Below are 15,586 nucleotides of genomic sequence, written 5' to 3' on the forward strand. Positions count from 1 at the left end.
TTCGTTCTCATGGGGGATTGTGCGCATGCGCGCAGGACCACGCGGAGCCCAGGGGTTCCGCATACTCGACAGAGCCCGCCGCCGGGCCTGGATGAAACGGGGAGCGGTGACGGTCGCGACCGTCACCGCCCTCGCGCTGTCGGCGCCGTTCGCGGTCGCCGACTCCGTCGTGGGCGGCTACCACTACACGGACAAGGTCTGGGACGCGGACCCGCTCCCCTCCCAGCCGAAGGTGCCGGGCCACCCGGCGGACAGCCCCGCGGGCAACGCCCCCAAGCCGGTGGTCCCGGCCGGCGCACGGGAGTTGAGGCCGCACGAGGTCAAGGGCCCGCAGTGGCCCGCCGCCGCCAGCGCCACCGTCGACCTCGGCGGCGCCTCCGCGGTGCGCAGCCTGGCAGCTCCGGCGGGCGAGGTGAAGGCCGGCTCGCTGCCGGTCTCGGTCTCACCGGCCGCTCCGGCGGCCCTCGGTGAGCGGGCCCGTGCCCTGGCCGCCCCGCTCACCCCGGTGTCCCCGGTGTCCGCCGTGCAGGTCACCGTGGCCGACCGCGGGCGGGCCCAGGGGGCCGGCGTGGACGGCCTGCTGGTCGGCCTCAGCCGCGCCGACCGCGGAACCGACACGGGCAGCGTGTCGGTCTCCCTGGACTACGGCTCCATCGAGCAGGCCTACGGCGGCGGTTGGGCCTCGCGGCTGCACCTGGTCGCGATGCCGGCCTGTGCGCTGACCACCCCCCAGGTGGCCGCCTGCCGCACCCGCACCCCGCTGGAGTCGGTCAACGACCCGGTCGGCCGGAAGGTCAGCGGCACCGTCGCCCTGCCCGGCTCGGCGGTCGCCGGGAAGTCCTCCTCCTTCTTCGCGGCCCCCGCCGCGCAGGCCTCCTCCGGGGGCATGGCGGTGGCCGCCGTCGCGGGCTCCAACGGCTCCCAGGGGGACTTCGGCGCGACCTCGATGTCCGCCTCCGGCTCCTGGTCGGCCTCGGCCTCGGGCGCCTTCACCTACCACTACCCCGTCACCGTGCCCCCGTCGCTGGGCGGTACCGCGCCGACGGTCAGCCTCTCCTACGACTCCCAGTCGGTGGACGGCGAGACCTCCGCGCGCAACTCCCAGTCCTCCTGGATCGGTGACGGCTGGTCGTACACCCCCGGCTTCATCGAGCGCTCCTACAAGGGCTGCAAGGACCAGGGGATCAAGGACTCCGGCGACGAGTGCTGGGCCGGCTGGAACGCCACGCTCCAACTGGGCAGCCACAACGGCCGCCTGCTGCGCGACGACAACGGGGCGTACCACCTCCAGAGCGACGACGGCACGAAGATCGAGCGGCTCACCGACGCCGCGAACGGCCTGTGGCAGGGCGAGTACTTCAAGGTCACCACGACCGACGGCACCGCCTACTACCTGGGTCTGAACCACGCCCCCGGCACCACCTCGGACGACGCCACGAACAGCGCCTGGGGCGTGCCGGTCTACCACCCCAAGTCGGGCGACCCGTGCCACAGTTCGGACAAGGGCGACGACTCCCAGTGCGACAAGCCGGTCGGCTGGCGCTTCAACCTGGACTTCGTCGTCGACGCCCACGGCAACGTCCAGCGCTACGACTGGGCGACCGAGTCCAACTACTACAACATGGGCTACGGCCAGGTCGCCAAGGACGACAAGGGCGGCACGATCACCAAGTACACCCGCGGTGGCCGGCTGACGAAGATCTCCTACGGCTACCAACTGGCCGACGCCCGCGCGGGCCGCGAGCCGGCCGCCCAGGTGGTCTTCCGCGCCGCGCAGCGCTGCACCAAGTCGGACAGCGTCTGCAAGGACGGCAACCTCTCCTCGGACACCGCCGCCAACTGGCCGGACACGCCGTACGACCTGCACTGCGAGTCCGACTGGAAGAACAAGGTCGGTGACGACGACAAGACCGACGGCGTCTGCCTGACCGGCGGGCCGACGTTCTGGTCCACCTACCGCCTGAAGGGCATCGACACCAGGGTCCGCACCGTCTCCGGCTGGCAGGACGTCGACACCTACGAGCTCGACCACGTCTTCTCGGACGCCGGCGGCACCTACGACCCGGTCACCGGCAAGACCCAGGACCAGAAGGCCACCGGCTCGCTGCAGTCGGTCATGTGGCTGTCCTCGATCGTCCACACCGGCAAGGACACCTCCGCCGGCGGCAGCGGGCCGATCACGCTCGACCCGGTGACCTTCACCGGCATCGAGATGGACAACCGGGTCGACGGCCTCACCCCGGCCGCCCCGCCGCTGTACCACCCGCGCATCTCCAGCGTGCAGACCGAGACCGGCGAGTCGATCGCCGTCACCTATCGGGCGCCGGAGTGCTCGCGCGAGAAGAAGACCATGCCCGCCTCGGCGGACAGCGACACGATGGCCTGCTACCAGGTCTACTGGAACACCCCGGGCGGCGTGGAGCCGATCGCGGACTGGTTCCACAAGACCCTGGTCGAGCAGGTCACCGACAGCGACCGCACCAAGGCCGGCTCGCCCGCCAAGGTCACCCGCTACACCTACGCCGACGGAGCCGCCTGGCACCGCGACGACTCCGAGCTGACCGACGACAAGCACCGCACCTGGAACGACTTCCGGGGCTACCGCACCGTCACCACCACCACCGGCGCCGCGCCCGACCCGATCACCCAGAGCACCGTCTCCTACCTCCAGGGCATGGACGGCGACTACAAGGCCGACGGGACGACCCGCAGCGTCACGGTGAAGAACGCGCTGGGCGAGGAGATCACCGACAGCCCGTGGCTGGCCGGCACCCCGTACCAGACGCTCGGCTACACCAAGGCCGGCGGCAGCGTCGTCACCCGCACCCTGGCCGACCCGCCGACCTCCAAGGTCACCGCCACCGCCGCCCGCAAGGCGTGGACCTCCGAGGACCCGGCGCCGGACAAGCTCTCCACCCTGCCGGACCTCACCGCCCGGCAGGTCACCGCGACCTCCTCGCGGACCATGAGCCTCCTGTCGGACGGCAGTTGGCGCACCTCCCGGACCAGCACCACCTTCGACGGCGTCGGCCGGATCTGGAAGGAGGACGACCAGAGCGACCTGGCCGATCCGAAGCAGGAGACCTGCACCACCACCACGTACGCGGACGCCCCGGCGGACAACCCGATGATGCTGGTCTCCCCCAAGGAGACGATCAGCGTCGCGGGCCCGTGCGGCACCGCGCCCGGCAAGGACACCACGCTCTCCCACAAGCGGATCTTCTACGACGGCGACGGCTCGGTGGACCACCCGGGCACCTACGGCGTCCTCGGCCAGAACGGCACCTCGCTCGGCCTGGTCACCGCCACCCAGGCGGTCACCGGCTACGACGGCAAGGGGCAGCCGCAGTTCCAGACCCTCGGCGGGATGTCCTACGACCCCTACGGCAGGGTCACCGCCAGCACCGACGCGGCGGGTCGGACCACGACCACCGGGTACCAGCCCGACACCGGCGTGCTCCCGACCACCCTGTCCACCACCAACCCGCTGAAGTGGACCGCCACCAGCACCGTTTCCCCCGGACGCGCCTCGGTGACGCACTCCGTGGACGTCAACAACCAGGTGACGGACGCGGCCTACGACGCCCTGGGCCGCCGGGAGAAGGTCTGGTCCCCGGGCCGCGACAAGGCCACCCAGACGCCGGACCGGGTCTACTCCTACGACGTGCACGGCGCCGGTGACAACCCGACGCCCTCCTCCGTCACCACCAAGAGCCTGCGGGAGGACGGCTCCTACAGCACCGCCGTCACCATCTACGACGGCACCCTCCAGCCCCGCCAGACGCAGTCGACCCCGGCGGACAACTCGGCCGGCCGGCTGGTGTCCTCCACCTACTACGACTCGCACGGCTGGGCGGTCTCCAGCATCGCGACCTACTCCGACGCCGACCACGCGCCGAGCAGCACCATGTGGGCGGAGACCAACCGCACCGGCCCGTCGGTGACCCGCACGGCCTACGACGGCCAGGGCCGGCCGGTCACCACCACGCTGGCCTCCTTCGCCAGCACCCTCTGGCAGAGCTCCGTCAGCTACCAGGGCGCCGACCGGGTGGACACCACCCCGGCCCAGGGCGGCAAGGCCGGCACCACCTACACCGACGCGCAGGGCCGCACCACGGTGCGCATCCAGCGCGACGACACCCCCGACCGGCAGCTCGCCGGCGGCAGCCGGATCTCCTCCGGCACCTCGGTGGTCGCCGCCGGGATCCGCCTCGCCATGCAGCCGGACGGCAACCTCGTGCTGACCGCCCTGGTCGGCGAGAAGGTCCTGTGGTCCAGCGGCACCGGCGGCCACCCGGGCGCCTACGCCGTGATGCAGGCCGACGGCAACCTCGTCGTCCTCGACCCCACCGGCAAGACCACCCTGTGGTCCACCGGCACCGGCGGCCACCCCGGCGGCTACCTCAAGGTCCAGGCCGACGACGACGTCGCGGTCTACGACGCCAAGAACGCCCGGCTCTGGTCCGCCGGCACGGCCGGCACCGCGCCGGCCGCGGACATCACCACCCGCTACACCTACACGGCGCGCGGGCAGATCTCCACCGTCCAGGACAACGCGGGCAACACCTGGACGTACGGCTACGACATGCAGGGCCGGATGACGTCCCAGACGGACCCGGCCGCCGGCTCCTCCAGCGCCACCTACGACCCGCTGGGCCGGCTCGCCAGCACCACGGACGCCCGCAGGCAGACCCTGTCGTTCACCTACGACGAGCTGGGCCGCCGCACCGCCGAGTACTCCGGCACCGACACCGGCGACCCGGCCAAGCTGCTGGCCGAGTGGAGCTACGACAAGCTCGGCAAGGGCCTGCCCGTCGCCTCCACCCGGTACGTGGGCGGGAAGAACGGCAGCGCCTACGTCCAGCGGGTCGACGGCTACAACGCGGTCGGCCAGCCGACCTCCGTCAGCACCGTCATCCCCGCCGCCGAGGGCGCCCTGGCCGGTACCTACACCGCCAAGGCGTCCTACACCGAGAACGTCGGCATGCTCGCCTCGACGTCCTTCAACGGCGACGGCGGCCTGCCCGCCGAGACCGTCGGCTACGGCTACAACCTGGAGGGCGGCCTGGTGAGCCTGGGCTCGCCCAGCCGCCCGTACGTCGCGACGGTCAACTACAGCCCGCTCGGCCAGGTCGTGCAGACCACCGTCGGCACGCCGACCAAGCAGCTGCGCACCGCGCAGACCTGGGACGCGGCGACCGGCCGGCTGGCTACCAGCCGGGTCACCCTGCAGAACAACACCGCCAACCCGATCTCCGACACGACCTTCGGCTACGACCCGTCGGGCAACCTGACGGCCGTCTCCGAGGTCCAGTCCAGCGGCGGCACCGACCGGGTCACCGACACCCAGTGCTTCGGCTACGACGCCCAGCGCCGGCTGGTCAGCGCCTGGACCGACACCAAGGGCATCACCGCCGCCACGGCCGGCCAGCTGGCCCGCTGCAACACCGCCCGGCCCGGCCCGGCCACCGTCGGCGGCCCCGCGCCGTACTGGCAGGACTGGCAGTTCGACCAGCTCGGTGACCGCACCCAGCAGATCAGCCACGACGTGACCGGCAACGCGGCCAAGGACACCGTCCAGACCCTCGCCTACCCGGGCCAGGGCGTCACCCCGGCCAAGCGGCCCAACGCCGTCTCGACCGTCACCACCCGCACCGCCACCGGCACCACCGTGCTCACCCCGGGCTACGACGACGCCGGCAACACCCAGACCCGGGTCACCACCGGCGCCAGGGCCGGCAACCAGAGCATCGACTACAACGAGGAGGGACGCACCGCCGCCGTCACCACCGACGGCAGGAAGAGCGGCTACCTGTACGACGCCGACGGCGGCCTGCTGATCCAGCGCGGCCCCGGCGGCAACACGCTCTACCTCTTCTCCGGCAACGAGCAGCTGAACCTCGACACCGCCGGAAAGACCGTCACCGGGCTGCGCTACTACCGCTCGCCGGACGGCACCGTGACCGTGCGTGCCAGCAACGGCGCCATCAGCTACCAGCCCACCACCCCGCAGGGCACCGCCCAGCTCCAGGTGGACGGCGGCACGCTGGCCGTCACCCGGCGCTCGTTCGACCCGTACGGCAACCCGCGCGGCACCGCGCCGGGCGGCTGGGCCGACAACCACGGCTTCCTCGGCAAGCCCGCCGACGCCGCCACCGGCCTGAGCCTGCTCGGGGCGCGCCACTACGACCCGGTCATCGGCCGCTTCCTGCAGGTCGACCCGGTCTTCGAGAACGGCGACCCGAACCAGATGGGCGGGTACGGCTACGCCGCCGGCAACCCGGTCTCCGGGAGCGACCCGACCGGGCTGTGGTGGGGCTCCGACTGGTGCGGCGCCGCCGGCAACTGGCTCACCGGCATCGGCGACTCGATCGTCGGCGACCCGTACCAGTGGGGCGTCAACTTCCTGTCGGACGGCTGGAACTCGTTCGCCGACATCGTCAACGGCGACAACGACGTGTTCAACGGCATGACCGGGTACGAGAACGAGACCCCGTTCAAGCTCGGCCACACCGGCTACGTCGACGACCACCCGCTCGCCGAGCTCTTCGGCGTCGACACCAGCTCCACCTCGTACGTCGCCGGCCAGTGGACCGGGATCGTCGGCTCCTTCGCCCTGGACGGCTACGGCGCGGTCAAGGCGATCAGCAGCGGCGTCAAGGCCGTCAAGGCCGTCAAGCTCGCGGTCGAGGACGGCGACTCCGTCCTCAGCGCGATCAAGAAGCTGCTCTCCGGCGACCTGCCCACCACCACCCCGGCCGACCCGGCGCCGACCACCCCGAAGGGCGACACCCCGTCGACCCCGAAGTCCGGAACCGGCAAGGGCGGCAAGGAGCCGGGCGGCAGCGGCAAGGGCGGCGGGGGCGGCAAGACCGCCGAGGAGCCGGCCCCGGCCCCGGAGGCCACCGACGCCGGCCCGAGCGGCAACGCCTACCGGCGCGGCTCCAAGGGCAAGCCCAACGAGTACGAGTCCGGCCCGGTCGTCAGCCTCGGCCGCCTCAAGGAGACGCTCGCCCGGGCCGGCTACCGCGACGTGTGGGACCGCTACGACGTCGTGCACAAGGAGCGGATCTACGACGCGGAGACGGGCGAGACCAACTACGGCAACAGCCCGCACTACATCCGGTCCAACTCCACCTTCACCGACGTGCCGCACCGCGGCCGCAACGGCCTGCCGATCATCGAGCTCTCCAACAAGGGCCTGCGCAACATCAAGGAAGCCGTGGTCACCTTCTTCCACGAGGTGCACCACCAGGAGGGGATGAGGATCCACGGCGACAAGGGAAGCGAGGAGGACGCCGAGGACTTCGGCCAGATGATGTGGCGGAGGATCTCCGGGGACAACTGATAGCGTTCCCAGCCGGCCGGACGGCTCCGCGCCGGTGAACCGACAGCACGGCGGGGGGGGGGGGGGGGGGGGGGGGGGGCCCCCCCCCCCCCCCCCCCCGCCCGCCGCTTTCCCGCACAGCTTTCCCGCACAGCTTTCCCGCACTGCACCAGAAAGGTCACCCACCCCATGGCCCGCCGCTACGACGAGACCGACCGCGAGGCGCTGCGCGCCCAGCTGGACCGGCCGGTGACGGAGCGCACCTGCCCGGTCTGCGGCCACCTCGGCCTGCGCTCCTACCACCGGGAGAAGCCCGGCCGCGACACCCCGTCGATGATCAACTACCTGTGGTGCCCCGCCTGCCACGCCTACTCCTCGTCCTTCACGTCCGCGGAGCGCCGCACCGTCGACCGCGACCCGCTGGCGGACGCGTACGGCGACCGGGTGCCCGAGCTGATGCGCGATCCCGAGGCCCTGCTGACCGTCCTGGACGGCTACTGGAACGACGGCCGCCTGCCGCAGGCCATGGTCCGCCGCCGGTAGCGCGGCGCGGGGCGGTGCCGGTCCCGTTCCCCGGTCAGAGGGCCAGGGTGCGCCAGCCCCGGGTGATCTCTTCCCGCACGCCGCCCGGGGACGGACGGGCGGTCAGCGCCTCCAGCAGGGCCGCGCCGTCCGAGGGGCGGCCCGCCGGGTCGGGGGAGAGCGCGCCCACGACGACGGCGGCCAGGGCCGGGTCCAGGACGGCGGCGAGGGCGGCGGGCTCCGGGCCGGTGTCGACGATCCGCCGGATCACCGCGGCGGTGCTGGTCGCCGCGAACGGGCTGGCGCCGTGTGCCGCGCAGACCACGCAGCAGGCCCAGGCCCAGACGTCCGCGGCCGTGCCGACCCGCTCGTCGCCGAACTGCTCGGGCGCCATGTAGGTCAGGGTGCCGGGCCCACCGCCGACCGCCGTGAGCCTGGTGCCGTCCACCAGGGCGGCGATGCCGAAGTCGAGCAGACGGGGGCCCGCCGTGGTCAGCATGATGTTGGCCGGCTTGAGGTCCCGGTGGATCAGGCCGAGCCGGTGCACCCCGGACAGGGCCACGGCCAGCGCGAGGGCCAGGGCGCGTAGCGCCTCGGGGGAGCGGATCGGGCCGTGCTCGCGAAGGTGGGCGTCCAGGGGCCTGCCGTCCAACAGCTCCATCACCAGGTACGGCCGTCCGTGGTCCACCCCGCCGTCGAGCACCCGGGCGGTGTAGGCGCCGGGGACCATGCCCAGGACCTCCGCCTCACGCTCGAAGCGGCGCAACAGCTCGGCTTCGTCGAGGAGTTCCGGGTTGATGGTCTTCAGCGCCACCTGTGTCGCCGCGCCCTCCCGCCGGGCCAGGTACACCGTGCCCATCCCGCCGGAGCCGATCCGGCCGAGCAGGTGGTAGCCGCCGATCGTCCGCGCCTCTCCGTGGCGCATCGGGTGGTGGGCGACGGTCGGGGCCAGCGCGGCAGGAGCGACCGGTGGGGCAGGAGCGACGGGCGCGGCCGGTGCGGTCGGTGCAGGCGGTGTGCTCGACGCCGGGGCGGAGTCGGGGGACTGTCGGCGTCGTTCGTTCCGTCTGGAGACGCCCCGGAGCACCACGGCAACGATGAAAACCGCGTAGATCAGGACCAGGACGATCGGCTCCATGCGGACACCTTAGGGGGCGGTCGACGGGTACCGCCAGGCTTCCTGTCGCTCCGACTCTCTTCCTCCGATGGGCCTCTGACGGAACATCACCCGGCGCGCGGCGTCCGCGTCCGGGCCGTGCGGGGCCTCGATTCCCGACTCGCTGCGACCGGCGGTTATTGTTGATCTTCATCGTGATCGGGGGTGGGTCCCATCAGTGGGAACAGTGCTGCGCTGAGTGCGCTCGGAACGGACGAACCGCAGGAGATCGCCGGGTACCGGCTGCTCGCGAGGATCGGCGAGGGCGGCATGGGGTCGGTGTACCTGTCGCGGACGCGGGGGAACCAGCCGGTGGCCCTGAAGGTGATCCGCCGGGAGTTCGCGGGGGACGCGGAGTTCCTGCGCCGGTTCCAGCAGGAGGTGCGTGCGGCGCAGCAGGTCCGGGGCTACCACCTGGTGCCGGTGCTGGACCACGACGTGAGCGGGGCCCGGCCGTGGCTGGCGAGCGCGTACGTGCCGGGGCTGCCGCTGGACGAGGCGCTGGCGGCGTACGGCCCGCTGCCGGTGCCCGTGGCGCTGCAGCTGGTCGGCTGCGTGGCCCGCGGGCTGGCGTCCGTGCACGCCGCCGGGGTCGTCCACCGGGACCTCAAGCCGTCCAACATCCTGCTCGGCGCGAACGGCCCGTGGGTGATCGACTTCGGGATCGCGCGCGCCGCCGAGGCCACCCAGCTCACCCGGAGCGGTGGCTTCATCGGCACCCCGCAGTTCATGTCGCCCGAGCACGGAACGGGGGCCGAGATCACGCCGGCCGCCGACGTGTTCTCGCTCGGGCTGATCGCCGCCGTCGCGGCCACCGGCCGGCACCCGTACGGCTCGGGCGGCATGCTGACGGTGGCCACCCAGATCGCCAACACCGAGCTGCGGCCGCCGGACCTGACGGGGTATCCGGAGGAGTTGCGGCCCCTGCTGGAGCGCATGCTCGCCGCCGATCCGGCGGCCCGGCCGTCCCCGACCGAGCTGGCGGAGCTGTGCGAGCGCGCCTCGGGCCGCGCCCCGCAGCCGGGCGAGGGCTGGCTTCCGGCCCCGCTCGCCGCGGCCGTCGCCGAGCGCGAGCGGGAGGCGGCGCGCCTGCTGGCAGCGGAGCCCGCACCAGCAACGGAGCCCGCACCGGCGGCCGGGTCCGGAGCCGGCGCGCCCACCTACGTGCCCACCCGGGTGTCGGCCCACCCGGGCGGCGGCGTGCACAGTGCGCCCACCCACACCGCACCCCCGCCCCCGGCGGCGCCGCCGCGGGCGCCCACGGTGGCGGCCCGGCCGCCGCGTCGACGGGCGCCGCTGGCCGTCGCCCTCGTGGCCGCCCTGGCGGTGGTGGCCGCTGCCACGGCCTGGCTCGTGTCCGGCGACGACAAGGCCGGAACCTCCGCGGCCACCGGCGCGCCGGTGGCGAACCCGCCCGCCCCCGCGAGCGCGACCGCGACCCCCTCCCTCACCCCCAGCAGGCAGCCCGCTGACGCCCCGCCGGTCACGGCGTCCGCCACCGCGACTCCCAAGCGCGGCTTCGAGCCGGCCTTCACCGACCGCCCGCTGCTGATCGGGCCGCCGGTGACCGGCGCGATCATCACCGTCGACCTGGACGTGCCCAAGGTCGTGCCGAACGGCGACGTCAGCGACCACGACGCCGAGTTCTCCTACCTCCTCCAGTGGATGCACTTCCGCACCGCCATGGCCAAGAGCCCGGGGACGTCGCCGGAGCAGTGCCGTCAGTCGGTGGACACCGCCCCGCTGCCCGCGGAGCTCAGCAACACGGCGCTGATCGACCAGAAGGCCCTGAAGAAGGGCGACGTGCTCTGCACCGTCACCGACAAGGGCAACCTCGCGATGCTCAAGATCACCGACGTGAAGCCGACCGGGGCGCCGTACGATCCTCCGGCGTACAGCGTCCTGCTCACGCTCTGGAAGCCGGCCCCGTAGCGCCGCTGCCCGTGGGCGGCCGAGCCGTCTGGTCGATCATCCAGTCCGGATCACCCGGACTGGTGTCCGAGCCTACTCGTTCGGGTGTGCGGCCGTTGCTTCAATGGCCGCACTGAACGGTCGAGGACGGTGGTTGGACGTGGACCTGAACACGGTGGTGGAGCTGCGTGACGCGCGGCGTCGCGACACCTGGCGGCCGGGGGACGCCTGGCTCGGCGGCGGGACGTACCTGTTCTCCGAGCCGCAGCCGCACCTGCGCCGGCTGGTCGACCTGAGCCGGATGGGCTGGGAGCCGGTGCGGACGACCGCGGCGGGGGACCTGGAGATCGCGGCGACCTGCACGATCGCCCAGCTCTCCCGCTTCGCCCGGGAGGCGGACCTGCCGGCCGCGCCGCTGTTCGAGCAGTGCTGCCGGGCGTTCCTGGCGTCCTGGAAGATCTGGAACATGGCCACCGTCGGCGGCAACCTGTGCAACGGGCTGCCGGCCGGGCCGATGATCTCGCTGACCGCCGCGCTGGACGGTGTGTGCACCCTGCTGTCGCAGAGCGGCGCGGCTCGCCGGGTGCCGGTGAAGGACTTCGTGACCGGCGCCGGCGTCCAGGTCCTGCGGCCGGGCGAGCTGCTGCGCTCGGTCACCCTGCCCGCCCGGGCGCTGGCGTGCCGCACGGCCTTCCGGCAGGCCTCGCTCTACGGGCTCGGCCGCTCCGGCGCCCTGCTGATCGGCACCCGGGACCCGATCGACGGCGAGCTGGCGCTGACGATCACGGCCTCGACCGTCCGGCCGATCCAACTGCGCTTCGCGGTGCCGCCGAACGCGGACGCGGTGCGCGAGGCGGTCACCCACGGCGTCCGGCCCGAGGAGTACTTCGACGACATCCACGGACTCCCCGCGTGGCGCCGGCACATGACGCACCGGTTCGCCGAGGAGATCCGCCGCGAGCTGCTCGGCGAGGCCGGGCGATGAGCTTCAGGATCAACGTCAACGGCGAGGACTTCGACGCCGAACCGAGGCCCGGGCAGTGCCTGCGCACCTACCTGCGCGAGCGGGGCTGGTTCGGGGTGAAGAAGGGCTGCGACGCGGGCGACTGCGGCGCCTGCACCGTCCAGGTGGACGGCGATCCGGTCCACAGCTGCCTCTACCCGGCCCTGCGCGCCGAGGGCCGCTCGGTCACCACGGTGGAGGGGCTGGCCCGGGACGGCGAACTCCACCCGATGCAGCAGCGGTTCCTGGACGCCCAGGGCTTCCAGTGCGGCTTCTGCACGGCCGGCATGCTGATGACCACCTCCGCCGCGGCCTTCGACGCATTCGAACGCGCCGATCTGCCCAGGGCGTTGAAGGGCAACCTGTGCCGCTGCACCGGCTACCGGGCGATCGAGGACGCGATCCGGGGCGTCAAGCACACCGAATCGCCGTGCGCCGGACAGGCCGTGGGCCGCAGCGTCGGGGCGCCCGCCGGGCCGCAGGTGGTGACCGGCACCGCCCGCTACACCTTCGACCTCGACGTCGAGGGACTGCTGCACATGAAGCTGCTGCGCTCCCCGCACCCGCACGCGCGGATCGTCGCCGTCGACACCTCGGCGGCCCTGCGGGTGCCCGGGGTGGTCGCCGTGTTCACCCACGAGGACGCCCCGGGCAAGCTGTACTCCTCGGCCCGGCACGAGCACCCCACCGAGGACCCGGACGACACCCGGGTGCTGGACGACGTGGTCCGCTTCGTCGGCCAGCGGGTCGCCGCCGTGGTCGCCGAGAGCGAGGGCGCCGCCGAGGAGGGCTGCCGGCGGATCGTCGTCGAGTACGAGGAACTCCCGTACGTCCTCGACCCGGAGGAGGCGATGGCCCCGGGCGCCCCGGTGATCCACCCGAAGGGCCCGGAGTCGCGGATCGCCCGGGCGGAGAACAACATCTGCGGTGAGGCGCACGGCGAACTCGGCGACGTCGCGCAGGGGTTCGCCGAGGCGGACGTCGTCTACCAGGAGACCTTCCGCACCCAGCGGGTGCAGCACGCCAGTCTGGAGACCCACGGCTGCGTCGTCTACTTCGAGGAGACCGCGGCCGGAGCCGGAGCGGCCGCCGGGGCGGAGCCCGGGCCGGGTGCCGAGCCGGGGTCGGGTGCCGGGCCGGGGTCCGGTTCCGGTGCTGGTTCCGGCGCCGGGTCCGGGCCCGAGGACGGCTCCGGGGCCACCGGACTGCCGGCCGGGCGCAGGCTCGTGGTCCGCACCTCCACCCAGGTGCCGTTCCTCACCCGCAGGGCGCTGTGCGACCTCTACGACCTGCCGATGGAGAGGGTGCGGGTGGTGGCGGGCCGGGTCGGCGGCGGCTTCGGCGGCAAGCAGGAGATGCTCACCGAGGACATCGCGGTGCTCGCGGCGCTGCGGCTGCACCGGCCGGTGAAGCTGGAGTTCACCCGGGCCGAGCAGTTCTGCGGGGCCACCACCCGCCACCCGTTCCGGATCACCGTCAAGCTCGGAGCCAAGCGCGACGGGACGCTGACGGCCGTCCAGTTCCGGGTCGTCGCCGACACCGGGGCGTACGGCAACCACGGACCGGCGGTGATGTTCCACAGTATCGGCGAGTCGATGGGCGTCTACCGGGCGCCGCACAAGAAGGTCGACGCCTACTCCGTCTACACCAACGCCGTGCCCGCCGGGGCCTTCCGCGGTTACGGCCTCGGCCAGGTCACCTTCGCCCTGGAGTCGGCGATGGACGAGCTCGCCCGGCGCCTCGGGATCGACCCGCTCGTGCTGCGCGAGCGGAACGTCATCGGACCTGGCGAGCACATGCAGGGCCCGCTCGGCGAGGAGGAGGACCTGCGGATCGCCAGCTACGGCCTGGACCAGTGCCTGGGCGTCGTGCGCAACGCCCTCGCCGACGACACCAGCGCCGAACAGGCCCCGGAGGGCTGGCTGGTGGGCCAGGGCTTCGCCATGGCGGCGATCGCCTGCGGGCCGCCCGGCGGCCACATCGCCGACGCCACCGTGAAGCTGCTGGAGGACGGCAGCTACGACATCGCGGTGGGCACCGCGGAGTTCGGCAACGGCACCACCACGGTGCACCAGCAGATCGCCGCCGGGGCCCTCGGCACCACGGTCGAGCGGGTCGTCGTCCGGCAGTCCGACACCGACGTCGTCCGGCACGACACCGGTGCCTTCGGCTCGGCCGGCACGGTCGTCGCCGGCAAGGCCGTGCTGAGAGCGGCCACCGCGCTCGCCGAGCGGATCCTCGGTTTCACCGCGGAGTACGCCCGCACCCCGCGCGGTCCGCTGCGGCTCACCGCCGGCGCGGTGGAGGGCGGCGGGCGGCTGGTGACGCTCAAGGAGGTCTTCGAAGCCGCCCGCGCCAGGGGAGTGGAGCTCAGCGCCGACGGCCGCTTCGGCGGCTCGCCGCGCTCGATCGCCTTCAACTCCCAGTGGTTCCGGATCGCCGTCGATCCGGACACCGGCGAGATCCGCATCCTGCGCAGCGTCCACGGCGCCGACGCCGGGAAGGTGATGAACCCGCTGCAGTGCCGCGGCCAGGTCGAGGGCGGGGTCGCCCAGGCTCTCGGCGCCACGCTGTTCGAGCAGGTGCTGGTCGACGTACGCGGCGAGGTCACCACCGCGGCCTTCCGCCGCTACCGGCTGCCCGCGTTCGCGGACGTGCCCCGCACCGAGGTGCACTTCACCGACACCTCGGACGCCATAGGGCCGCTCGGCGCGAAGTCGATGTCGGAGAGCCCGTTCAACCCGGTGCCGCCCGCCTTCGCCAACGCGCTGCGCGACGCGACCGGCATCCGCTTCACCGAGACGCCGTTCCTGCGCGACAAGGTGTGGCAGGCCCTCGACGAGCACCGCCGGCGTTCCGGCACCGCCGCCTGACGCCCCGACACCGCCTGCGCCCGGGGCCTGGACACCCGGCCTGGGCGTGAGCCCCCGACATCGGGCCTGAGCCCCCGGCCGCGGGCCCGATTCACCGGCCTCGGCGGGGTGTCCGGTGGCCGGGGGCCGGCCCTGCGGGGTCGACGCCTCAGCTCCGGGCCAGCCAGCCGTCGACGGCCCGCCGCGCCAGGTCCGCGGCCCCGGCCTCGCCGAGCCGCAGGGCGGTGTTGGCCGCGGAGAGGGCGGCGTCGATCTGGAACGCGGCGAGCTCGGGGTCGATCTCCCTGATCTGCCCGGCCTCGACACCGCGGCGCACCTCACCGGCGAGCAGGGCCATCCAGTCCCTGCGCTGCCGGGCCAGGGCGTCGCGGACCGCCCCGGGGCGGCTGTCGAAGTCGGGAAGGCTCGCTGCCCAGAAGCAGCCGCCCGGGAAGAGCGGCGCGCTCGCGTAGCCGATCCAGTGCTCGGTCAGGGCGCGCAGCCGCTCGGCGCCGCCGGGGTCGGCCGGTACCGGGCGCACCACCTCGTCCAGGAAGGCCTCCCGGGCGGCTTCGACGGTGGCGAGTTGGAGTTTCTCCTTCGTCCCGAAGAGGGTCTGCACGCCGCTCTTGCTCAGGCCCAGGTCGGTGGCCAGGCGTCCGATGCTCAGCCCGGACAGCCCTTCCAGGGAGGCCACGTCGACGGCGTGGCGGCTGATCGCCCTGCGGGTCCGGTCGCCGCGGACCAGGCGGAGGTCGGCGCGTTCGGGAGCCTCGTCCATCGGAAGGTCGTTCATGGGGCCATCTTGCCATGCT

Annotated in this window: 7 protein-coding genes; 5 read left to right on the forward strand and 2 right to left on the reverse strand. The window is 73.3% G+C overall.

Annotation, left to right across the window (positions count from 1 at the left end):
- Window positions 1-106: 106 nt before the first annotated feature.
- Both ACGF07_RS20835 and ACGF07_RS20840 read left to right on the forward strand, forming a co-directional pair.
- Window positions 107-7,348 (forward strand): RHS repeat-associated core domain-containing protein, encoded by a 7,242-nt coding sequence (locus ACGF07_RS20835; RefSeq protein ID WP_392900930.1) that lies wholly within the window; start codon window positions 107-109, stop codon window positions 7,346-7,348.
- A 168-nt stretch (window positions 7,349-7,516) separates the two neighbouring features.
- Complete coding sequence (locus ACGF07_RS20840) at window positions 7,517-7,870, forward strand: hypothetical protein (RefSeq protein ID WP_392900933.1); 354 nt, start codon at window positions 7,517-7,519, stop codon at window positions 7,868-7,870.
- Between the two features lie 34 nt (window positions 7,871-7,904).
- Here the strand turns inward: ACGF07_RS20840 and ACGF07_RS20845 are convergent, their stop codons facing one another.
- Window positions 7,905-8,987: a serine/threonine-protein kinase gene (locus ACGF07_RS20845; protein WP_392900935.1), complete on the reverse strand. Its 1,083-nt coding sequence runs from the start codon at window positions 8,985-8,987 to the stop codon at window positions 7,905-7,907.
- 183 nt (window positions 8,988-9,170) lie between these two features.
- Here ACGF07_RS20845 and ACGF07_RS20850 point away from each other — a divergent pair, with 183 nt between their 5' ends.
- From ACGF07_RS20850 to ACGF07_RS20860, 3 genes are all read left to right on the forward strand, one after another.
- On the forward strand, window positions 9,171-10,937 hold the full coding sequence (locus ACGF07_RS20850; RefSeq protein WP_392900938.1) for a serine/threonine-protein kinase: 1,767 nt from the start codon (window positions 9,171-9,173) through the stop codon (window positions 10,935-10,937).
- A 139-nt stretch (window positions 10,938-11,076) separates the two neighbouring features.
- Window positions 11,077-11,901 carry an FAD binding domain-containing protein gene (locus ACGF07_RS20855; protein WP_392900974.1) on the forward strand — a complete coding sequence of 275 codons (825 nt, stop codon included), beginning with the start codon at window positions 11,077-11,079 and terminating at the stop codon, window positions 11,899-11,901.
- Window positions 11,898-14,792, forward strand: coding sequence for a molybdopterin-dependent oxidoreductase (locus tag ACGF07_RS20860; RefSeq protein WP_392900941.1), 2,895 nt, complete (start codon window positions 11,898-11,900; stop codon window positions 14,790-14,792). Before ACGF07_RS20855 ends, ACGF07_RS20860 begins: the two co-directional genes overlap by 4 nt.
- Before the next feature lie 148 nt (window positions 14,793-14,940).
- Here the strand turns inward: ACGF07_RS20860 and ACGF07_RS20865 are convergent, their stop codons facing one another.
- On the reverse strand, window positions 14,941-15,567 hold the full coding sequence (locus tag ACGF07_RS20865; RefSeq protein WP_392900944.1) for a TetR/AcrR family transcriptional regulator: 627 nt from the start codon (window positions 15,565-15,567) through the stop codon (window positions 14,941-14,943).
- Between the last annotated feature and the right edge of the window lie 19 nt (window positions 15,568-15,586).

The sequence above is a fragment of the Kitasatospora sp. NPDC048194 genome (assembly GCF_043202455.1).
Taxonomy (GTDB): domain Bacteria; phylum Actinomycetota; class Actinomycetes; order Streptomycetales; family Streptomycetaceae; genus Kitasatospora.

Bases quoted from the DNA above. Each gene is read 5' to 3' on its own strand.
- ACGF07_RS20840 (WP_392900933.1), top strand. From the start codon at position 7,517: ATGGCCCGCCGCTACGACGAGACCGACCGCGAGGCGCTGCGCGCCCAG.
- ACGF07_RS20845 (WP_392900935.1), bottom strand. From the start codon at position 8,987: ATGGAGCCGATCGTCCTGGTCCTGATCTACGCGGTTTTCATCGTTGCC.
- ACGF07_RS20860 (WP_392900941.1), top strand. From the start codon at position 11,898: ATGAGCTTCAGGATCAACGTCAACGGCGAGGACTTCGACGCCGAACCG.
- ACGF07_RS20865 (WP_392900944.1), bottom strand. From the start codon at position 15,567: ATGAACGACCTTCCGATGGACGAGGCTCCCGAACGCGCCGACCTCCGC.